The following is a 16,424-nucleotide window of genomic DNA, read 5'->3' as shown; positions in this document are numbered from 1 at the left end:
GAAGGCGGCCATCCGATAACAGTCCGTTCAGAGAAAGGTTCCAGATGGGATTTTTTGAGGGGTCTTAACCACTCGTTCACCATGAGCCCGGCAAGAATTGCCGGGTACGGCTGCTCTTCGCGGAGGGGTGGCGCGTGGGAGCGGTTCTTCGATGAGCGATGTGACGGCAGGCAGCGGCAACGGCATGGCGATGCCGACGCGCGGCCAGATGGGCGCGCTGCTCAACCGGCCGGACCTGTTCCTCGCCATCGGCGTGATGGGCATCCTCGTGGTGCTGATCTTCCCGCTGCCGGCGATGCTGCTCGACATGCTGCTGGCGCTCTCGATCATCCTCTCGGTGCTCGTCCTGATGACGGCGCTGTTCATCGAGGAGCCGCTGGAGTTCTCGGCCTTCCCGACCGTGCTGCTGATCGTGACGATGCTGCGCCTCGCGCTCAACCTCGCCTCGACGCGCCTCATCCTCGCCCATGGCCATGAGGGCACTGCTGCTGCAGGCCACGTCATCGAAGCCTTCGGCAACTTCGTGATGAGCGGCAACTTCGTGATCGGGGTGATCGTCTTCACCATCCTGATCATCGTCAACTTCGTCGTCATCACCAAGGGCTCGGGCCGTATCGCCGAGGTCGCGGCGCGCTTTGCCCTCGATGCCTTGCCTGGCAAGCAGATGGCGATCGACGCCGACCTCTCGGCCGGGCTGATCGACCAGGACGTCGCCAAGGTCAGGCGCAAGGCGCTGGAGGACGAGGCGAATTTCTTCGGCTCGATGGACGGTGCCTCCAAGTTCGTGCGCGGCGACGCGATCGCGGGCCTCCTGATCACCTTCATCAACGTGATCGGCGGCATCATCATCGGCGTCGCGCAGCAGGGCATGAGCTTCAGCGCCGCGGCGCACAGCTATACCCTGCTGACGGTCGGCGACGGCCTGGTCAGCCAGATCCCGGCGCTGATCGTCTCGACCGCGGCCGGCCTGCTCGTCTCGAAGTCGGGCGTGCGCGGCGCCGCCGACAAGGCGCTCGGCAAGCAGCTCTCGGGCTACCCCAAGGCGCTCGGCATGTCGGCAGCGGTGATGCTGCTGATCGCGGTCCTGCCGGGCATCCCGATGCTGCCCTTCCTTGTGCTCGCAGGCGGTTCGGGCTGGCTGGCGCGGCATTTCGGCAAGCTCGCCAAGGCGCGGGAGTCGGAGGCTGCCGTGCAGGCGCAGGCGGCCTCGCCGCTCGCGCCCGACGGCACGCCGAAGGAAGAGACGCTCAACGACCTGCTCAAGCTGGACGAACTCAAGATCGAGATCGGCTACGGCCTCTTGCCGCTGGTTAACGCCCCGGGGGGTGCCGACCGGCTGACCGACCAGGTCCGGGCCCTGCGGCGCCAGCTCGCCGCCGAACTGGGATTCGTCATGCCGGCGGTGCGCATCGTCGACAACGTCCAGCTCGAGGCGAACCACTACTTCATCAAGATCAAGGAGATCGATGCCGGCCACGGCATGGTCTATCCCGGACAGTACATGGCGATGGATCCGATGGGCGGCAGCGTTACGCTGCCAGGCCACAATGTGCTGGAGCCGACCTTCGGCCTGCCGGCGACCTGGATCGACGGGGCGCTGCAGGACGAGGCGCAACTGCGCGGCTACACCGTGGTCGACGCCGCGACGGTGATCTCGACCCATCTCACCGAGGTGCTGAAGTCGCACATGCCGGAGCTGCTCTCGCATGGCGAGGTGCAGAAGCTGCTGCGCGAACTGCCGAAGGACCACGCCGACCTGGTCAAGGAGATCGTGCCGAACCAGATCTCGACCACCGGCATCCAGCGCGTCCTCCAGCTCCTGCTGTCCGAGCGCATCTCCATCCGCGACCTCGCCACCATCGTCGAGGGCATCGCCGAGGTCGCCGGCAGCGTCAGGAGCCCGCGCGACATCGCCGAGCATGTCCGCGTCCGCCTCGCCCGCCAGATCTGCGCGCAGTTCTCCAACCAGCACGGGCAATTGCCGATCATCACCATGTCGCCGGCCTGGGAGAGCGTCTTCGCCGAATCGATCGTCGGCCAGGGCGAGGACCGGCACCTGGCCATGCAGCCCTCGCGGCTGCAGGACTTCGTCCATCAGGTGCGCGAGAAGTTCGAGGACGCGGCCCGGCTCGGCGAGATGCCGGCCTTGGTCACCTCGGGCATGGCGCGGCCCTTCGTGCGCCAGATCATCGAGCGCTTCCGCCGCGAGACTCCGGTGCTCTCGCAGAGCGAGATCCACCCGCGGGCGAAGCTCCGGACGGTCGGGAGCGTGTGACGGCGCTCAGCGCCTGCTCACCACCACGAGATAGCGCGCCGGCTCGGTGCCGGGGTTGCTGAAGCGGCAATCGCTGGGCGGGCCTAGCTCCATGCAGTCGCCGGCCTCCAGTCTGGTGACGACGCCGCCCTCGTCGAAATCGAGCAGGCCCGACTGCATCCAGATCTGCTGGCGGATGAAGGCGTAGGAGCTGGCGGGATAAGCGATTGCCGCGCCCGGCGGCAGTTCGCCGGCGACGAGTTCGAGATCGCCATTGCCGGCCGGAGAAATGGCGCGGCGGACGAAACCGGTCTCGGGGTCGCGCCAGAGCGGCTGGTCCTTGGCGCGGCGAACCCGCTCGCCGGCATTCTCGATCCGCGCCAGCAGGTTCGACAGGGTGAGGCCGAAGGCGCCGGAGAGCCGGCCGAGCAGCACCGCGGTCGGGCTCGCCTCGCCGCGCTCGATCCGGCTGATCATGGCGCGCGAGACGCCCGAGCGCTCGGCGAGATCATTCAGGCTCCAGCCGCGCGCCTCGCGCTCTCCACGCAGCCGTTCAGCCAATCTTGACGCGAGATCGTCCATCATCATACCTTCTATTCTCTTATAATAGAGCGCGGCACGGGCGTTGGCCAGAGGACGGCGCAGGCGCTCCTCCATCAAAGCCATGGCCGCATGCCGGACCGGCATTGGTCCTTCCATCTCCCCATCGTTAAGCGCAGCCATGTCCCGCAACGCCGTCCTATTCGCGCTGATGTGCCTCGTCTGGGGCCTGACCTGGCTGCCGATCAAGGTCGGCGCCCAGCATGTTCCGCCGGTCTTCCTGGCGGCATCGCGCTTCGTCATCGCCGGCACGCTGATGCTGGCCTGGGCCGGGCGGGACGTGCTGAAGGTGCCGGCTGCAGCCTGGCCGCGCGTCGTCATGACCGCGCTGCTGCTCAATACCGGCAACTACACCCTGCTGTTCTGGGGCACGGCGCAGGCGCCGACCGGGCTCGCGGCGATCGTCAACTTCGCGACCATCCCGATCTTCACCATCATCGCGAGCTACCTGATCGAAGGCCATGCGATCGGGGGGCGCAAGCTCGCGGCGATCGGGCTTGGCGCGGTCGGCCTCGGCTTCCTGTTCTCGACGCGGGCGCTGGGCGGCCTCGCCGCGGCCAAAGGCGGGCCGCTCGAGCTCTGGGGCCTGGCCGCGGTCGCGGCCGGCACGCTGCTCTACTGCTTCGGCGCGGTCTGGTCGCGGCCGGTGATGGGCCGCATCCCAACGCTGACGCTGGCCGGCTGGCAGACGCTGATCGGCGGTTTCGGGCTCTGCCTGATGTCGGCGCTGCTGGAGGACGTGAAGCCGGCCCACTTCGCCGCGCTGGTCTCGTGGCCGGTGCTGCCGGCGGTCGCGGTGCTGGTGATCGGCGGCTCGCTGATCGGCTTCACCATCTATCTCAGGCTGGTGCGCGACTGGGGCGCCTTCCGGGCCGGGCTCTATGCCTTCATCAGCCCGGCGGGCGCGGTCGGAGCAGGCGTCTTTGCGCTCGGCGAGCCGTTCGGCCCCGCCGAAGCGATCGGCAGCCTCCTGATGTTCGGCGCGGCGGCGATCGCGCTGAAGCGCTGAGGCCTTACTCCGGCTTGTCGATGTGCAGGGCCGCGGCCTTGGCCGCTGCCTGCTCCTGTGCCTTCACCTGCGTCTCGTGCGCCAGGGCCTTGCGTAGCTGGGTCCGCTCGAATGCGAGCACGATCGGCAGGGAGATCACCAGCGGAATGATCAGGTAGAACATCCGCCAGACCAGCAATGCCGCGAAAACGGCCGGGGCCGGCACCCCCGGCATCACCGCCAGGAACACCGCCTCCATCACGCCGACCCCACCCGGCACCTGGCTGAGCAGGCCGGCCGAGAACGAGATCAGGAAGGCGCCGAGCACGATGAAGAAGCCGGGATTGCCCTGCTCCGGCAGGGCGAAATAGATGATGCCGGCGGCGCCCATCAGCTCCAGCGGGGCGGCGAAGTACTGCCTGGCGACGATCGGCAGACGCGGATAGACCAGCTCGAACGAACCGATCCTGAGCGGCTTGAAGCGCAGCCAGGCACCGACCGTGTAAAGCGCGCAGAAGGCGAGCAGGCCAAAGCCGATCAGGCGCGCCTGCTTGTCGCCGATGCCGAACCAGTCGGAAAGCCGGTGCAGCGGCCGCAGGATCTGCGGTTCGCCGATCAGCACGCACCCCATCAGGAGGATCGTGCCGAAAGCGAAGGTGAAGGAGCAGAGCGCCACCAGCACCGCGATCTCGGGCGCGCTCAGGCCCTTCGCGTGATAGGCGCGGTAGCGCACCATGCCGCCGGAGAAGACCGAGGCGCCGATATTGTGCGAGAGCGCGTAGGTGACGAAGGAGCAGAGCGAGATATAGGCCCAGGAGATGCCCTTCTCGCGGTGCAGATGCAGCAGCGCGATCCGGTCGTACCAGGCGAGCGCGGCATAGGCGACGAGCGTCGCGAGCCCGGCATGGAAGAAGGCGGTCGGCGGGATCAGCGCGATCTTCTGGCCGATCCCGGTGGCGACGATCCGGACCGATTCCCAGAGGCCGGCCTGCTCGAGCTGGGCCGCGACGGCCTCATTGGTCAGGGCCTCGGCCTTGAGCTTGTCCCAGAGCAGGTCGACCGACCAGACGACAGCAACGAGGCCGATCAGGGGCCAGAGATAGTCGAGGTATTTTTTCATCGAACCCGCGAGCAGCCGGAGACGAGAAAGACCGTTCGCCAAGTCTCCTGAGCCCTTATCCTGAGGAGCCATGCGGCAGGCATGGCGTCTCGAAGGATGCTTCAGGAGGCTCCGGAACCATCTGGAGCATCCTTCGAGACGCCGCTGCGCGGCTCCTCAGGATGAGGGCGGAGGTGTCAAACAGACTCTGAAGCGCCTCTCTGCCAGTGCCGGCCTTGCAGGGCAAGCGGCGGCGGGAAACCTACCCTGGATCGTCACCAACCCAAGGTAGGCGACAGGCACTACTTGCCGCGCTGCTTCAGCCACGCGCGCATGAAGGCGATCTCCTTCTCCTGCTCGGTGATCACGCCCTCGGCGAGCTTGCGCAGCTCCGGGTCCTTGCCATGGGCGAGCACGACCTTGGCCATGTCGACGGCGCCCTGGTGATGCGGGATCATGCCGCGGACGAAATCGACATCGGCGTCGCCGCTGAAGGCGATGTCCATCTCCTTGTGCATCCTGTCGTTGGCGGCCTTGTAGCCTTGCGTCGCGGCCGTATTGGCGGCGGCAGGCGTCGTCGCGCCATGGCTGCCATGGCCCTGATGGCCCTGCGCGACCGCGAAGCCGGCGAGGCCGAGCGTGGCGAAGAGGGCGGCGCCCGCCAGGAGGCTGCGGGTAGTGGTCATGCTGATGTCCTTTCGGGAGGCCGGATCCGATATGCCCGAACCTTCAGTGCCGATCATGTCATCAGCGCGGCGGGCCTGGCGATCCGGCTGTCGCTCGCCAGCCTCAGGCCGGGGCAGTGAGCCCCCTGCAGACAAGGCGGACCAAACCTTCGATCTGGCGATCGAGATCGCGATGCGGGACGGCGATCAGCTTCTGCTCCAGCCCGATCGCGACGACGCCGTGCACGGCCGAGAACAGGGTCCGGCTCATCAGCATGCGCTCCGCCTCGGCGCGATCCGGCAGCAGCACGCTGAGCGGCTCGAGGATGTGGCGGAACAGCGTCATCTGCTCGCTCACCGCCCAGTCCGGCACCACCGCGCCTTCCGCCATGCGGTGCTCGAACAGGATGCGCCAGAGCTGCAGGTTCTCGCGGGCGAAGGCGCAATAGGCGAGGGCGACCGCGACCAGCCTGTCGGCTGCGGCATCCGCGCAGGCCGGCGCATCCTCGCCCTCGGCCGCGCTCAGCGCCGCATCGAGCCGTGCCAGCGTGCGTGAGCCGACGCGCAGCACGAGTTCGTCCATGTCCGCGACGAGATTGTAGATCGCGCCGAGCGCGCAGCCGATCTCCTGCGCCAGTTCGCGCGCCTTCAGGCCGGCCAGCCCCTTCTCGGCAATGGCCTTCTCGGCTGCGTCGATCAACTGGGTGCGTAGCCGCTCGCGGCGCGCTGCCGTCGTGGTCATTCCGTCAATCTCAAATTTTGTGAACGTCGTTCAAGATATTCCTTGAACGACGTTCATGATTGGGCTATGCCTTGTTTCTTGAACAACGTTCATAGCAAGGAAGCGTCAATGTTCAAGATGTTTCTCACCTTCGTCCGCGGCAGCGCCGCCATTGCCGAGGAGCGCTTCGCCGATCGCAACGCGCTCCTCATCCTCGACCAGCAGATGCGCGATGCCGCCGGCGCTTTCGAGCGCGCCAAGAAGGCACTTGCGGTCGCGATCGCACAGGACCGACAGGAGAGCGAGCGGCTCGCCGCCAGCGCCGCTCGCATCGCCGATCTGGAGCATCGGGTCGCCGCTGCGCTCACGGCCGGCGACGAGGTTCTCGCCCGCGAGGGCGCCGAGGCGATCGCCGCCCTCGAGGCCGATCGCGATGCGGCGGCGGGCGCGCAGGCGCTGTTCGCCGCCGAGATCGTCCGCTTGCGCCGCCATATCGGCCAGGCCCAGGCGCGCATCGCCGAACTCGACCGCGGCCGGCGCCTCGCCCGCGCTTCGGAGGCCGTACGCCAGATGCGGCAGGGCCGGATCGAGACCGGACCTGCCCATGAATCGACGCTGGCCGAGGCCGAGCAGACGCTGAAGCGCCTGCGCGAGCGCCAGGTCGAGGCGGAGGCGGCCGACACCGCGCTCGACGAACTCGACGGCGCGGCCGCGGCCTCGGTCACCGAGAAGCTCGCCGCCAAGGGCTTCGGCCCCAGGCTGCGGAGCACGGCTGATGATGTGCTGGACCGGCTGCGCAGCCGGCAACTCCAGGCGAATTGATCTCTTTCATCTGCAAACGCACCCGACGGGAGCAAACCATGAACCAGAACGTACAGCCCCATAGCGGCGCCTGGGTCAGCTTCACCTACGCCTCCTTCTTCGCCGCGGCGGCCATGGTCGGCGCCGGAATCCTGTTCCTGCCGCTCGACTGGTGGGCCAAGGGCTATCTCGCCATGGGCTGCGTGATGCTGGTCCAGTCCTGCATCACCATGACCAAGACGGTGCGCGACATGCACGAGGCGTCCAAGCTGGTGAACCGGATCGAGGATGCCCGTACCGAGCGCCTGCTGATGGACGTCGGCAAGCCGGCTCTGTGAGTGTCGCTACGGTGCCGATCGTCGTTGCGAGCGGAGCGAAGCAATCCAAAAGGTCTCGCTCTGCCATCCCTGGATTGCGTCGTCGCAATACTCCTCGCAATGACGGTTCTGTCGGTCACCTTCACTTAACCGCTTCGCCACATCGGCCGGCGCAGGCAAGAGTTGCTAAAGCCTGGCCGATGCAACCTCTCTGTCCCTTCCCGTGAGATCGCCATGATCGACACATTGATGCTGAAGCGGCGCTTCGCCCCGCTGTTCTGGGCGCAGTTCTTCTCCGCCTTCAACGACAACTTTCTCAAGAACGCGCTGGTCTTCATTATTCTCTACAAGCTCGCCGGCTCGCATGGCGAAGCGCTGGTGACCCTGGCGGGCGGGCTCTTCATCGCGCCGTTCTTCCTGCTCTCCGGTGTCGGCGGCCAGATGGCCGACCGGTTCGACAAGGCGGTGATGGCGCAGCGGCTCAAGCTCGCGGAGATCGGCGCGGCGGCGGTCGCAGTCCTCGGCTTCACCTTGCATTCCGTGCCGGTGCTGTTCGTCGCGCTCGGCCTGTTCGGGGTGATCGCGGCGCTTTTCGGGCCGATCAAATACGGCATCCTGCCCGACCATCTGAAGCCTGAGGAGTTGCCTGCCGGCAACGCCCTGATCGAGGGCGCGACCTTCATCGCGATCCTGCTCGGCACCATTGCCGGCGGCCTGACGGCGCGTGAAGGGGGCGATGCCGCGCAGCTCAGCCTGCTGATCCTGGTCTTCGCGCTGTCCTGCTGGGTCGCGACGCTGTTCATCCCGAAGACCGGGCCAGCGGCACCCGATCTCGTTGTCGACCGCAACATCCTGCGCTCGACCCGCGACCTGCTCAGGGATCTGTGGGGCGATGCAAGGCTGTGGCGCACCGGCGTCATGGTCTCGCTGTTCTGGCTGATCGGCGCGGTGGTGATGTCGCTCCTGCCCTCGCTGGTGAAGAACGGCATGGGCGGCACCGAGATGGTCGTCTCTACCTATCTCGGCATCTTCGCCATCGCGATCGCGGTCGGCTCCGGCATCGGCTCCTTCCTGTCGAGCGGGCGCATCGTGCTCTTGCCGGTGCCGGTCGCCGGCGTGGTGATGGGCCTGTTCGCGCTCGATCTCGGCTGGGCAGTCTCGGGCATCGTCGCGCATCAGCCGGCGCAGGATATCGGCGCCTTCTTCGCGGGTCCCGCCGCCTGGCGCGTCGGCATCGATCTCGCCGGCCTCGCCATCGCCGGCGGCGTTTTCGTCGTGCCGTCCTTCGCCGCGGCGCAAGCCTGGGCCCCGGCCGACAAACGCGCCCGCATCGTCGCCGCGGTCAACGTGCTCTCGGCCGCCTTCATGGTCGCCGGGGCCGTCGTTGTCGCGCTGCTGCAGGCGGCGGGCCTGACGCTCAGCCATCTCTTCCTGCTGATCGGCGTGCTGACCATCGCGGCGTCCGTCTGGATCCTGCGGACGCTGCCGACCAATCCGCTCAGCGACTTCCTGTCGATCCTGTTCCGCGCCTTCTACCGGGTCGAGGTCACCGGCCGCGAGAACATCGCCAAGGCCGGCGACAACGCCATCATCGCGCTGAACCACGTCTCCTTCCTCGATGCGGCGCTGGCGCTCTCGATCCTCGACAAGGAGCCGGTCTTCGCCATCGACCACGGCATCGCCCAGCGCTGGTGGGTGAAGCCCTTCCTGAAGCTGACGCGCGCCATGCCGCTCGACCCGTCGCGCCCATTGGCGACGCGCTCGCTGATCAACGCCGTGAAGAACGGCGAGAGCCTGGTGATCTTCCCCGAGGGGCGCCTCACCGTCACCGGCAGCCTGATGAAGGTCTATGACGGCGTCGGCATGATCGCCGAGAAGTCGGGGACCAAGGTCGTGCCGGTCCGGATCGAGGGGCTGGAGGCGACGATCTTCTCGCGGCTGACCCGCGAGCAGGTGCGCCGGCGCTGGTTCCCCAAGGTGCAGGTCACCGTGCTGGAGCCGGTCTCGCTGTCCGTCCCGGAAGAGCTGAAGGGCAAGCCGCGGCGCCAGGCGGCAGGTGCGGCACTCTACCAGATCATGTCCGACCTGATCTTCAAGACCACCGACATCGACCGCAGCGTCTTTTCGGCGGTGGCGGAAGCGGCTGTGGTCAACGGCAAGGGCCGCGTCGCGGTCGAGGACCCGATCACCGGAAGCCTCACCTACAAGCGCCTGCTGATCGGCGCCGAGGTGCTCGGCCGCAAGCTGATGCCGCTGGCCGGCAAGGGCGAGGCGATCGGCGTGATGCTGCCCAACGCCAATGGTGCGGCGGTGACGCTGCTCGGCCTGATGTCGGCGGCGCGCGTGCCGGCGATGATCAACTTCACCGCCGGCGCGAGTAATATCGCCGCGGCCTGCAAGGCGGCTGAAGTGAAGACCATCGTCACCTCGCGCGCCTTCGTTGAGAAGGGCCGGATGGGGCCATTGATCGAGGCGCTGCAGGCCGAGGTTCGCATCGTCTATCTGGAAGACGTGCGCGCCACCGTCTCGACTGGAGACAAGCTCAAGGCGCTCTGGCGCCATGGCACGCCGATCGAAGAGGCCAAGGGTTCGGATCGCGCCGCGATCCTGTTCACCTCGGGCTCGGAAGGGGCGCCCAAGGGCGTGGTGCTCTCGCACCGAAACATGCTGGCCAATGCGGCGCAGGCCGCGGCCCGGATCGATTTCGGCCGGCGCGACAAGGTCTTCAACGTGCTGCCGGTCTTCCATTCCTTCGGCCTGACGGCGGGGCTCGTCCTGCCGCTGGTCTCGGGCGTGCCGGTCTATCTCTACCCGTCGCCGCTGCACTACCGGATGGTGCCGGAGCTGGTCTATGGCTGCAACGCCACCATCCTGTTCGGCACCGACACCTTCCTCACCGGCTATGCCCGCGCCGCGCACCCCTACGATCTGCGCTCGCTGCGCTACATCGTCGCCGGCGCCGAGCCGGTGAAGGACACGACGCGGCGGACCTATATGGAGAAGTTCGGCCTGCGCATCCTCGAAGGCTACGGCGTGACCGAGACCGCGCCGGTGCTGGCGCTGAACACGCCGATGTTCAACCGCTTCGGCACGGTCGGCCGGATCATGCCCGGCATGGAGGCCAGGCTCGAGCCGATGCCGGGCGTCGAGGAGGGCGGCCGGCTGCATGTAAGCGGGCCGAACATCATGCTGGGCTATCTCAAATCGGAGAACCCCGGCGTACTCGAGCCGCCGCCCGAGGGCTGGCACGACACCGGCGACATCGTCGTGATCGACAAGGACGGCTTCGTCACGATCAAGGGCCGCGCCAAGCGCTTCGCCAAGATCGCCGGCGAGATGGTCTCGCTCGCCGCGGTCGAGGCGCTCGCCGCCGAATGCTGGCCGGGCGTGCTCTCCGGCGTCGCCAGCCTGCCCGATGCCCGCAAGGGCGAGCGGCTTGTGCTGGTGACGCAGCAGAAGGACGCGACGCGCGCCGCCTTCCAGGCTTTCGCCAAGAGCAAGGGCGCCGCCGACCTGATGATCCCGGCCGAGGTGATGGTGGTGCCGGCCGTGCCGGTGCTCGGCTCCGGCAAGCTCGACTTCGCCGGCATCTCCAGGCTGGTGAAGGAGCGTAGCCAGGCCCCCGCCCCGGCGGTGGCTTGATGCTCGGCTTCTGGCTGAAGGCGCTGCGGCGGCCGACGCTCGACCTTACGCTCGCGACCGCGCCGGGCCTGACGACGCGGATCATCGAGCGGCCGGGCGCGGTGCTGGACGATGCCGAGCTCGCGGCGCTGGTCGAGCAGCTGCGCACCGTGGCGGGGCGGACGCTGGCGCAGGGCGCGCTGACCTATGGCGTCTTCTCCGGTGAGCGCGAGCGCCTGAGCCAGAGCATCGTCACCCTGATCAGCGAGACGGCGACCGGGCGCCCGGTCGCCTTCAACGCCCTGGCGCAGATGCAGCTCCAGCTCAACGGCGAGCCGGAGCAGGTCACGCATCTCGGCCTCGTCATGGTCGATCCCGAGGTGCGCGGGCGCGGGCTCTCCTGGGTGCTCTACGGCCTGACCGTGCTGGTGCTGTTCGTGCGCGGGGGCCTCAGGCCGCGCTGGATTTCGAACGTGACGCAGGTCCCCAGCGTGGTCGGCATGGTCTGCGAGACCTTCTCCGACGTCTATCCCTCGCCGGATGCCGGCAGCCGCCAAAGCTTCGCGCATCTGACCCTCGCCCGGCAGATCATGCGCGGGCACCGCCACGTCTTCGGCGTGGGCGAGGAAGCCGGCTTCGAGGAAGCCCGTTCGGTGATCACCGACGCCTATACCGGCGGCTCCGACGATCTGAAGAAGAGTTTCGAGCAGGCCGCCCAGCATCGTGATGCCAGCTACAACGCGTTCTGCCGGGAGACGCTCGACTACGAGCGCGGCGACGACGTGCTCCAGCTCGGCCGCATGGATCTGGCGGCGGCGCGGCGCTACCTGCTCGGGCAGGTGCCGCGGGCCTCCCTGCCGGGGCTGATCGGCGCTTCCGCCTTCCTGCTGCTGCAGAGGCTGGTGCTGCCCTTGCTGCATTGGCTCGACGATGGCAGGCGTTGCGGCACATTGCGTCCACGCACCGCGAGGACGAAGCCATGATTCCCGGGTTCAGCTACGAGCTCTTCACCACCCGCAATATCGGCTTCGTCAGCGAGACTGAGCAGGCAAGTCTGCGGCAGGCGACGGTCTTCGTCTGCGGCGTCGGCGGCATGGGCGGGGCCGCCTTCATGGCGCTGGTCCGGGCCGGGGTCGGCCGTTTCGTCATCGCCGATATCGACGTCTTCGAGATCTCGAACCTGAACCGGCAGGTCTTCGCCAATGCCGGCACGGTCGGCCAGCCCAAGGCGGAAGCTGCCGCCGAGGCGGCGCGCGCGATCAATCCGGAGATCGAGATCGAGGTGCTCGGCGCGCAATGGGCGCAGCGCCTGCCGGAGATCGCTGGGCGCTGCAAGGTGATCGTCAACGGCATGGACGACATCGCCGCGGGCCTGCATCTCTACCGCACGGCGAAAGCCGCCGGCGCCAGCGTGATCGACGCCTATATGGCTCCGCTGCCCTCGGTGATCGTGGTTCGGCCGGAAGACCCGCGCCCGGAAGAGCGCCTCGGCTTCCCGACCCTCGGCAAGGATTGGCGCACGCTCGGCGAGGACGACAAGCGCACGGCGCTGCTGTGCGAGGTGACGCATGTGATGCTGCATTCGCGCTCGCGCCACCATGTCGACCTTGCCATCGCCGGCGAGGTCGCGGCAGGCCGGCGCAGCCGCATGTCCTTCGCGCCGATGGTGATCACCACCGGCATGATGATGGCCTATGAGGCGATCGCGCTCGTGCTGGGCAGGCGCACCGGCACCGATTGCCGCGGCTGGTTCTTCAATCCCCATCGGCCGGCGGTCGAACGGCCTCTGCCAGCGCCGATTGCGGCGCTGCTGAAGCCGTTCGTGGTGCGGGCGCTGGCCAAGATGGTGGCCGGGCTATGAATGGCGGCTTCGCCAATCCCGCTTTGGTCGCCGATTCCATCGTCGACATCTGCGGCGCGCTGGGGCTCGCCGTCGCCATGCTGACCTTGCGCCGGCGCGATCCGCGCGGGGCGCTGACGACGCGCTTCCTCGTGGCGATGGGGCTCGTCGCCGCGCTCTTCCTGCTGCGTGGCCTGAGCTGGTGGAGCGGCAGCGTGCTGCTCGAGCGGCTGGCGCTGGCCTGCGCCGCTTTGTTCCCGCTGGGGGCGCTGATCGTCACCGAGGGCATGCTGCGCCGGCATGCGCCGCGCGCAGGCAAGATCGCCGTGCTCGCCGGCTCTGGCCTGCTCGTGCTCGGCAGCCTCGTCGGCCTCGCCGATCATCACTGGGCCTATGATCTGGCGCTGGCCGGTTTTCAGTTCCTGACGGTCGCCTTCTGCGGCGTGCTGCTGTTCCGGCGCGACCCGGCCTCGCTGACCGAGGCGGAGAACACCAGCGTCTGGCGGCTGGGGCTCTGCGCCTTCCTGATCCTGCCCTTCGCGCTCAGCGATTTCCGGGAGCTGATGCCCGACATGCCGGTCCGGCTCGGCGGTGTCGGCGCACTGCTGCTGGTTTCGATCGTGCTGGTCACGGGTGGAGCGGCTCCCACGCGCCGGCAAGGCTTCTACCTGCTCGGCGTGCGCGTCGCGGCGGCCTTGCTGCTCGGAGCGGCCGCCGCGCATGTCACGCCCGGTGCCGACCTCGCCCACGGCGTGAGACTCTGCGCCGTGACGCTCGCCGGCGTGCTCGCCATTGCGCTCGCAGTCGATGCGCTGTCGAGCCTCTTCGATGCGACGGCGCCCGGCGTCCTCGGCTCGCTCGCCCATTCGCGGGCGGAGACGCGGGAGGCGTTGATCGCTCTGCTCGCCGGGCATCCGCTGTTCAGCCATGCCCGGCGGCTCGGCGAGGCGGAGCTGCGCGACTACGATCCTGCCATCCTGAAGCCGGCGCTGCGCGAGATCGGGGTGCTCCATGCCTCCGGGCGAAGCTGGCCCTGGCCGCCGACCGATCCGGTCGCCGAACGGCTCGCGGCCTTGATGGCGGCCCATTCCGCCAGCCATCTGCTCGTGCTCGGCGAAGAACCGCTCGACCTGTTGCTGCTGACCGTGCCGGTGGTCTCTGACGATCCGGCGACCGAGACCGCGCTGGCGCTGGTGCGCCGGCTCCTGGCGAGCGCACCGAGCAAGGTCCCGGCATGATCGAGATCACCAGTAGCGACCGCAAGGCCGCCTTTGCCGTCACGACAGAGGTCTATCCCGCCGACAGCCCCTATGTGCCGCCGATGTGGTCAGATTTCGATCGCATGCTCGATCCCAAGCGCAATCCGCTGGTCAGGGACGGGCACGGTCGCTTCGAACTGTTCACGGCGCTGAAGGACGGGCGACCGCTCGGACGCATCGTCGCTGCGATCCACGACGCCTCGAATGCGCGCCACGGCACGGCTCGGGCCCAGTTCGGCTATTTCGACTGCGCCGATGACCCCGAGATCGCCTCGGCCTTGCTCGGTGCCGCCGAGAGCTGGGCGCGCGAGCGCGGCATGGCGGAGCTCGTCGGCAACTTCAACCTGACCGCGATGCAGCAGGCCGGCGTCGTCACCGGCGGCTTCGAGAACGCGCCCTTCACCGACATGCTCTTCAGCCCGCCGCATATCGCGCAGCTGCTCGAGGCGAACGGCTATGCGCCGACCTTCCCGATGACGACCTTCCGGATCGCGCTGGCCGATGTGGACCCTTCCGGGCTGCTCGGCGACAAGCAAAAGGCGATCCTCGCCGATCCCGATTATCGCTGGATGCCGATCGACCGACGGCATTTCGCCGAGCGGCTGGAAGAGTCGCGCCTCATCCTCAATGACGGCTTCGACGCCAACCCGATGTTCGTGCCGCCGACGGCGGAGGAATATCGCTTCCAGGCCGGCGACATGATGTGGGTGATCGACAAGCGGATTTCGACCGTGGTGCACCACAAGGGCGAGCCGGTCGGGGCGATCATCGCGATCCCCGATCTCAACCCGCTGGTGAAGGCGGCCGGCGGGCGGATCGGCCCGAGCTTTCCTTTTCGGTTCCTGTGGCATCGCTGGACCAACCGGCGCGCCGTCATCGTCTACCAGTCGGTCAGCCGCGCCTTCCATAATCGCGGGCTCAACGGCGCCATGCTCTTTAAGGTGACGAGCGCGCTCAAGGCCGCTGGCTATGACGAGCTCGGCGGCACCTGGATCGCCGACGTCAACGGGCCGAGCCTCAGGCAGGCACAGAAAGCGGGCGCCAAGCCGCTGCATCGGCTACACCTCTTCGGCAAGAGCCTGATCGACCACGATGCTGTCTCATGATGACGCCTTGATTCCTGATCTGGTCGTCCCGGGCGAAGCGAAGCTTAGACCCGGGACCCATTCCGGAACGGTTCAGGCATGGAGCCGGGATCGGCGCCGCCTGCGGCGGCTTGTCCGGGATGACATCTATGGGTGACGCAGGCTGATGCTCGACCCTTCTCTTCTCGAAGACCTGCTCGCCGAGGTCCGGCTGGCCCCAAGCGTCCACAACATCCAGCCGACGCGCTGGCGGCTTGTCGGCGACGATGAACTGCTCCTGCTGGCGGACGTCGCGCGACGCCTGCCGGCCGCCGATCCCACGGGGCACGATGTCAGGCTCTCGCACGGTGCCGCGGTTGAAGGGCTGTCGCTGGCGCTCGGCCGGCACGGGCTGAGGATCGTCGAGATCGAGCCTGCGACTGAAGCCGCAATCTCGGGAGATCTGTTGCCGGTGGCGCGTATTGTTACCGCAGCTGGTGGCGCTCTCGATAAGCTGGCCGATCTGGTCGCCAGCCGCATCAGCTGGCGCGGTGGTTTCCGTGCCCTCGGTCCAGCCGGCGAAGCAGCTTTGGATGGGTTGGCGGCTTCGTCGACCGACCTGCTGCTTGTTCGCGATCCGCCGGCGGTGGGGGAGATCGCGCGGCTCGCCGACGAGGCCGGCTTCCACTTCCTCTGCGATGATGCCCATCGTGCCGAGTTGCTGCGCTGGATGCGGCTGTCGCGATCGGATCCGGCCTATCTGCGCGACGGGCTCAGCGCCGAGGCGATGGCGATGCCGGGCGTGGTCGCGTTCGGCACCAGGCTGGTGCTCGGGCCGCTGTTCCCGCCGCTGCGTCGGCTGGGTCTTGCAGCGAGGCTGGTGAGCGAGCGCGGCACGTTCGCGAACGGCGCCATCGCGCTCTTCCATCGGCCGGAGGGCGAGGACCCGCTCGTGACCGGGCGCGCCTTCTACCGGGCCTGGCTGGCGATGACGGCGCAGGGGCTCGCCGCCTGTCCGGTCTCGGTGCTGGCCGATCGGCCGGCAAGCAATAGGCAACTTATCGAGCGACACGGCGTTCCCAAAGGTCGCCGCCTCGTCAACGTCTTCAGGCTCGGCCTCGCCGCGGGGGCACCCGCGGCAGTGCGAGCCCGGCTGCCGGTAGCGGAGCTGATTGTCTGAACGCAGCCGCAAGGC

Annotated in this window: 14 protein-coding genes; 10 read left to right on the top strand and 4 right to left on the bottom strand. The window is 68.1% G+C overall.

All coding sequences use genetic code 11. From position 1 onward, the window contains the following. The first annotated feature begins 151 nt into the window (after positions 1-151). Entirely contained in the window at positions 152-2,275 is a 2,124-nt protein-coding gene (flhA, locus tag CXY91_RS12280) for a flagellar biosynthesis protein FlhA (RefSeq protein WP_100961631.1), read from the top strand. A 6-nt stretch (positions 2,276-2,281) separates the two neighbouring features. Here the strand turns inward: flhA and CXY91_RS12275 are convergent, their stop codons facing one another. Beyond that, the gene (locus CXY91_RS12275) at positions 2,282-2,836 is read right to left on the bottom strand and encodes a helix-turn-helix domain-containing protein (protein ID WP_199777431.1); all 555 of its coding nucleotides are present in this window, start codon (positions 2,834-2,836) and stop codon (positions 2,282-2,284) included. A gap of 139 nt (positions 2,837-2,975) precedes the next feature. Between CXY91_RS12275 and CXY91_RS12270 the strand changes: the two genes are divergently transcribed. Continuing rightward, positions 2,976-3,863, top strand: coding sequence for a DMT family transporter (locus CXY91_RS12270; protein ID WP_100961629.1), 888 nt, complete (start codon positions 2,976-2,978; stop codon positions 3,861-3,863). Positions 3,864-3,867: 4 nt separating this feature from the next. Here the strand turns inward: CXY91_RS12270 and CXY91_RS12265 are convergent, their stop codons facing one another. The 3 genes from CXY91_RS12265 to CXY91_RS12255 all read right to left on the bottom strand — a co-directional run bounded on the left by CXY91_RS12265 (position 3,868) and on the right by CXY91_RS12255 (position 6,348). Next, positions 3,868-4,962, bottom strand: a complete 1,095-nt coding sequence (locus CXY91_RS12265) for a lysylphosphatidylglycerol synthase transmembrane domain-containing protein (protein ID WP_199777415.1) — start codon at positions 4,960-4,962, stop codon at positions 3,868-3,870. Positions 4,963-5,243: 281 nt separating this feature from the next. Beyond that, positions 5,244-5,627, bottom strand: a complete 384-nt coding sequence (gene copM / locus CXY91_RS12260) for a CopM family metallochaperone (RefSeq protein WP_100961918.1) — start codon at positions 5,625-5,627, stop codon at positions 5,244-5,246. A gap of 103 nt (positions 5,628-5,730) precedes the next feature. Beyond that, on the bottom strand, positions 5,731-6,348 hold the full coding sequence (locus tag CXY91_RS12255) for a TetR/AcrR family transcriptional regulator (RefSeq protein ID WP_100961627.1): 618 nt from the start codon (positions 6,346-6,348) through the stop codon (positions 5,731-5,733). 108 nt (positions 6,349-6,456) lie between these two features. Here CXY91_RS12255 and CXY91_RS12250 point away from each other — a divergent pair, with 108 nt between their 5' ends. The 8 genes from CXY91_RS12250 to CXY91_RS12215 all read left to right on the top strand — a co-directional run bounded on the left by CXY91_RS12250 (position 6,457) and on the right by CXY91_RS12215 (position 16,409). Next, positions 6,457-7,149 (top strand): PspA/IM30 family protein, encoded by a 693-nt coding sequence (locus CXY91_RS12250; RefSeq protein ID WP_100961625.1) that lies wholly within the window; start codon positions 6,457-6,459, stop codon positions 7,147-7,149. A gap of 38 nt (positions 7,150-7,187) precedes the next feature. Continuing rightward, positions 7,188-7,466, top strand: a complete 279-nt coding sequence (locus tag CXY91_RS12245) for a YiaA/YiaB family inner membrane protein (RefSeq protein WP_091837337.1) — start codon at positions 7,188-7,190, stop codon at positions 7,464-7,466. A 213-nt stretch (positions 7,467-7,679) separates the two neighbouring features. Next, a complete protein-coding gene (locus CXY91_RS12240) occupies positions 7,680-11,087 on the top strand; it encodes an acyl-[ACP]--phospholipid O-acyltransferase (protein WP_100961623.1) in 3,408 nt (1,135 codons plus the stop codon). Next, positions 11,087-12,049, top strand: coding sequence for a hypothetical protein (locus CXY91_RS12235; protein WP_100961621.1), 963 nt, complete (start codon positions 11,087-11,089; stop codon positions 12,047-12,049). The genes CXY91_RS12240 and CXY91_RS12235 overlap by 1 nt, the downstream gene beginning before the upstream one ends. Further along, positions 12,046-12,927: a ThiF family adenylyltransferase gene (locus CXY91_RS12230; protein ID WP_100961619.1), complete on the top strand. Its 882-nt coding sequence runs from the start codon at positions 12,046-12,048 to the stop codon at positions 12,925-12,927. Before CXY91_RS12235 ends, CXY91_RS12230 begins: the two co-directional genes overlap by 4 nt. Further along, a complete protein-coding gene (locus CXY91_RS12225; protein ID WP_100961617.1) occupies positions 12,924-14,144 on the top strand; it encodes a hypothetical protein in 1,221 nt (406 codons plus the stop codon). The genes CXY91_RS12230 and CXY91_RS12225 overlap by 4 nt, the downstream gene beginning before the upstream one ends. Then, on the top strand, positions 14,141-15,271 hold the full coding sequence (locus CXY91_RS12220; RefSeq protein WP_100961615.1) for a GNAT family N-acetyltransferase: 1,131 nt from the start codon (positions 14,141-14,143) through the stop codon (positions 15,269-15,271). The genes CXY91_RS12225 and CXY91_RS12220 overlap by 4 nt, the downstream gene beginning before the upstream one ends. Before the next feature lie 145 nt (positions 15,272-15,416). Next, the gene (locus tag CXY91_RS12215) at positions 15,417-16,409 is read left to right on the top strand and encodes a hypothetical protein (protein WP_248307452.1); all 993 of its coding nucleotides are present in this window, start codon (positions 15,417-15,419) and stop codon (positions 16,407-16,409) included. The last annotated feature ends 15 nt before the right edge of the window (positions 16,410-16,424 follow it).

It is taken from the genome of Allobosea sp. FBZP-16 (assembly GCF_002831785.1).
GTDB lineage: Bacteria > Pseudomonadota > Alphaproteobacteria > Rhizobiales > Beijerinckiaceae > Allobosea > Allobosea lupini.
This window is presented reverse-complemented; position numbering and strand designations above follow the sequence as displayed.

What these genes read in the sequence shown, in the direction of transcription:
- flhA (WP_100961631.1), top strand. Translation starts at nt 152, where the DNA reads ATGAGCGATGTGACGGCAGGCAGCGGCAACGGCATGGCGATGCCGACG.
- CXY91_RS12275 (WP_199777431.1), bottom strand. Translation starts at nt 2,836, where the DNA reads ATGGACGATCTCGCGTCAAGATTGGCTGAACGGCTGCGTGGAGAGCGC.
- CXY91_RS12270 (WP_100961629.1), top strand. Translation starts at nt 2,976, where the DNA reads ATGTCCCGCAACGCCGTCCTATTCGCGCTGATGTGCCTCGTCTGGGGC.
- CXY91_RS12265 (WP_199777415.1), bottom strand. Translation starts at nt 4,962, where the DNA reads ATGAAAAAATACCTCGACTATCTCTGGCCCCTGATCGGCCTCGTTGCT.
- copM (WP_100961918.1), bottom strand. Translation starts at nt 5,627, where the DNA reads ATGACCACTACCCGCAGCCTCCTGGCGGGCGCCGCCCTCTTCGCCACG.
- CXY91_RS12255 (WP_100961627.1), bottom strand. Translation starts at nt 6,348, where the DNA reads ATGACCACGACGGCAGCGCGCCGCGAGCGGCTACGCACCCAGTTGATC.
- CXY91_RS12250 (WP_100961625.1), top strand. Translation starts at nt 6,457, where the DNA reads ATGTTCAAGATGTTTCTCACCTTCGTCCGCGGCAGCGCCGCCATTGCC.
- CXY91_RS12245 (WP_091837337.1), top strand. Translation starts at nt 7,188, where the DNA reads ATGAACCAGAACGTACAGCCCCATAGCGGCGCCTGGGTCAGCTTCACC.
- CXY91_RS12240 (WP_100961623.1), top strand. Translation starts at nt 7,680, where the DNA reads ATGATCGACACATTGATGCTGAAGCGGCGCTTCGCCCCGCTGTTCTGG.
- CXY91_RS12235 (WP_100961621.1), top strand. Translation starts at nt 11,087, where the DNA reads ATGCTCGGCTTCTGGCTGAAGGCGCTGCGGCGGCCGACGCTCGACCTT.
- CXY91_RS12230 (WP_100961619.1), top strand. Translation starts at nt 12,046, where the DNA reads ATGATTCCCGGGTTCAGCTACGAGCTCTTCACCACCCGCAATATCGGC.
- CXY91_RS12225 (WP_100961617.1), top strand. Translation starts at nt 12,924, where the DNA reads ATGAATGGCGGCTTCGCCAATCCCGCTTTGGTCGCCGATTCCATCGTC.
- CXY91_RS12220 (WP_100961615.1), top strand. Translation starts at nt 14,141, where the DNA reads ATGATCGAGATCACCAGTAGCGACCGCAAGGCCGCCTTTGCCGTCACG.
- CXY91_RS12215 (WP_248307452.1), top strand. Translation starts at nt 15,417, where the DNA reads ATGCTCGACCCTTCTCTTCTCGAAGACCTGCTCGCCGAGGTCCGGCTG.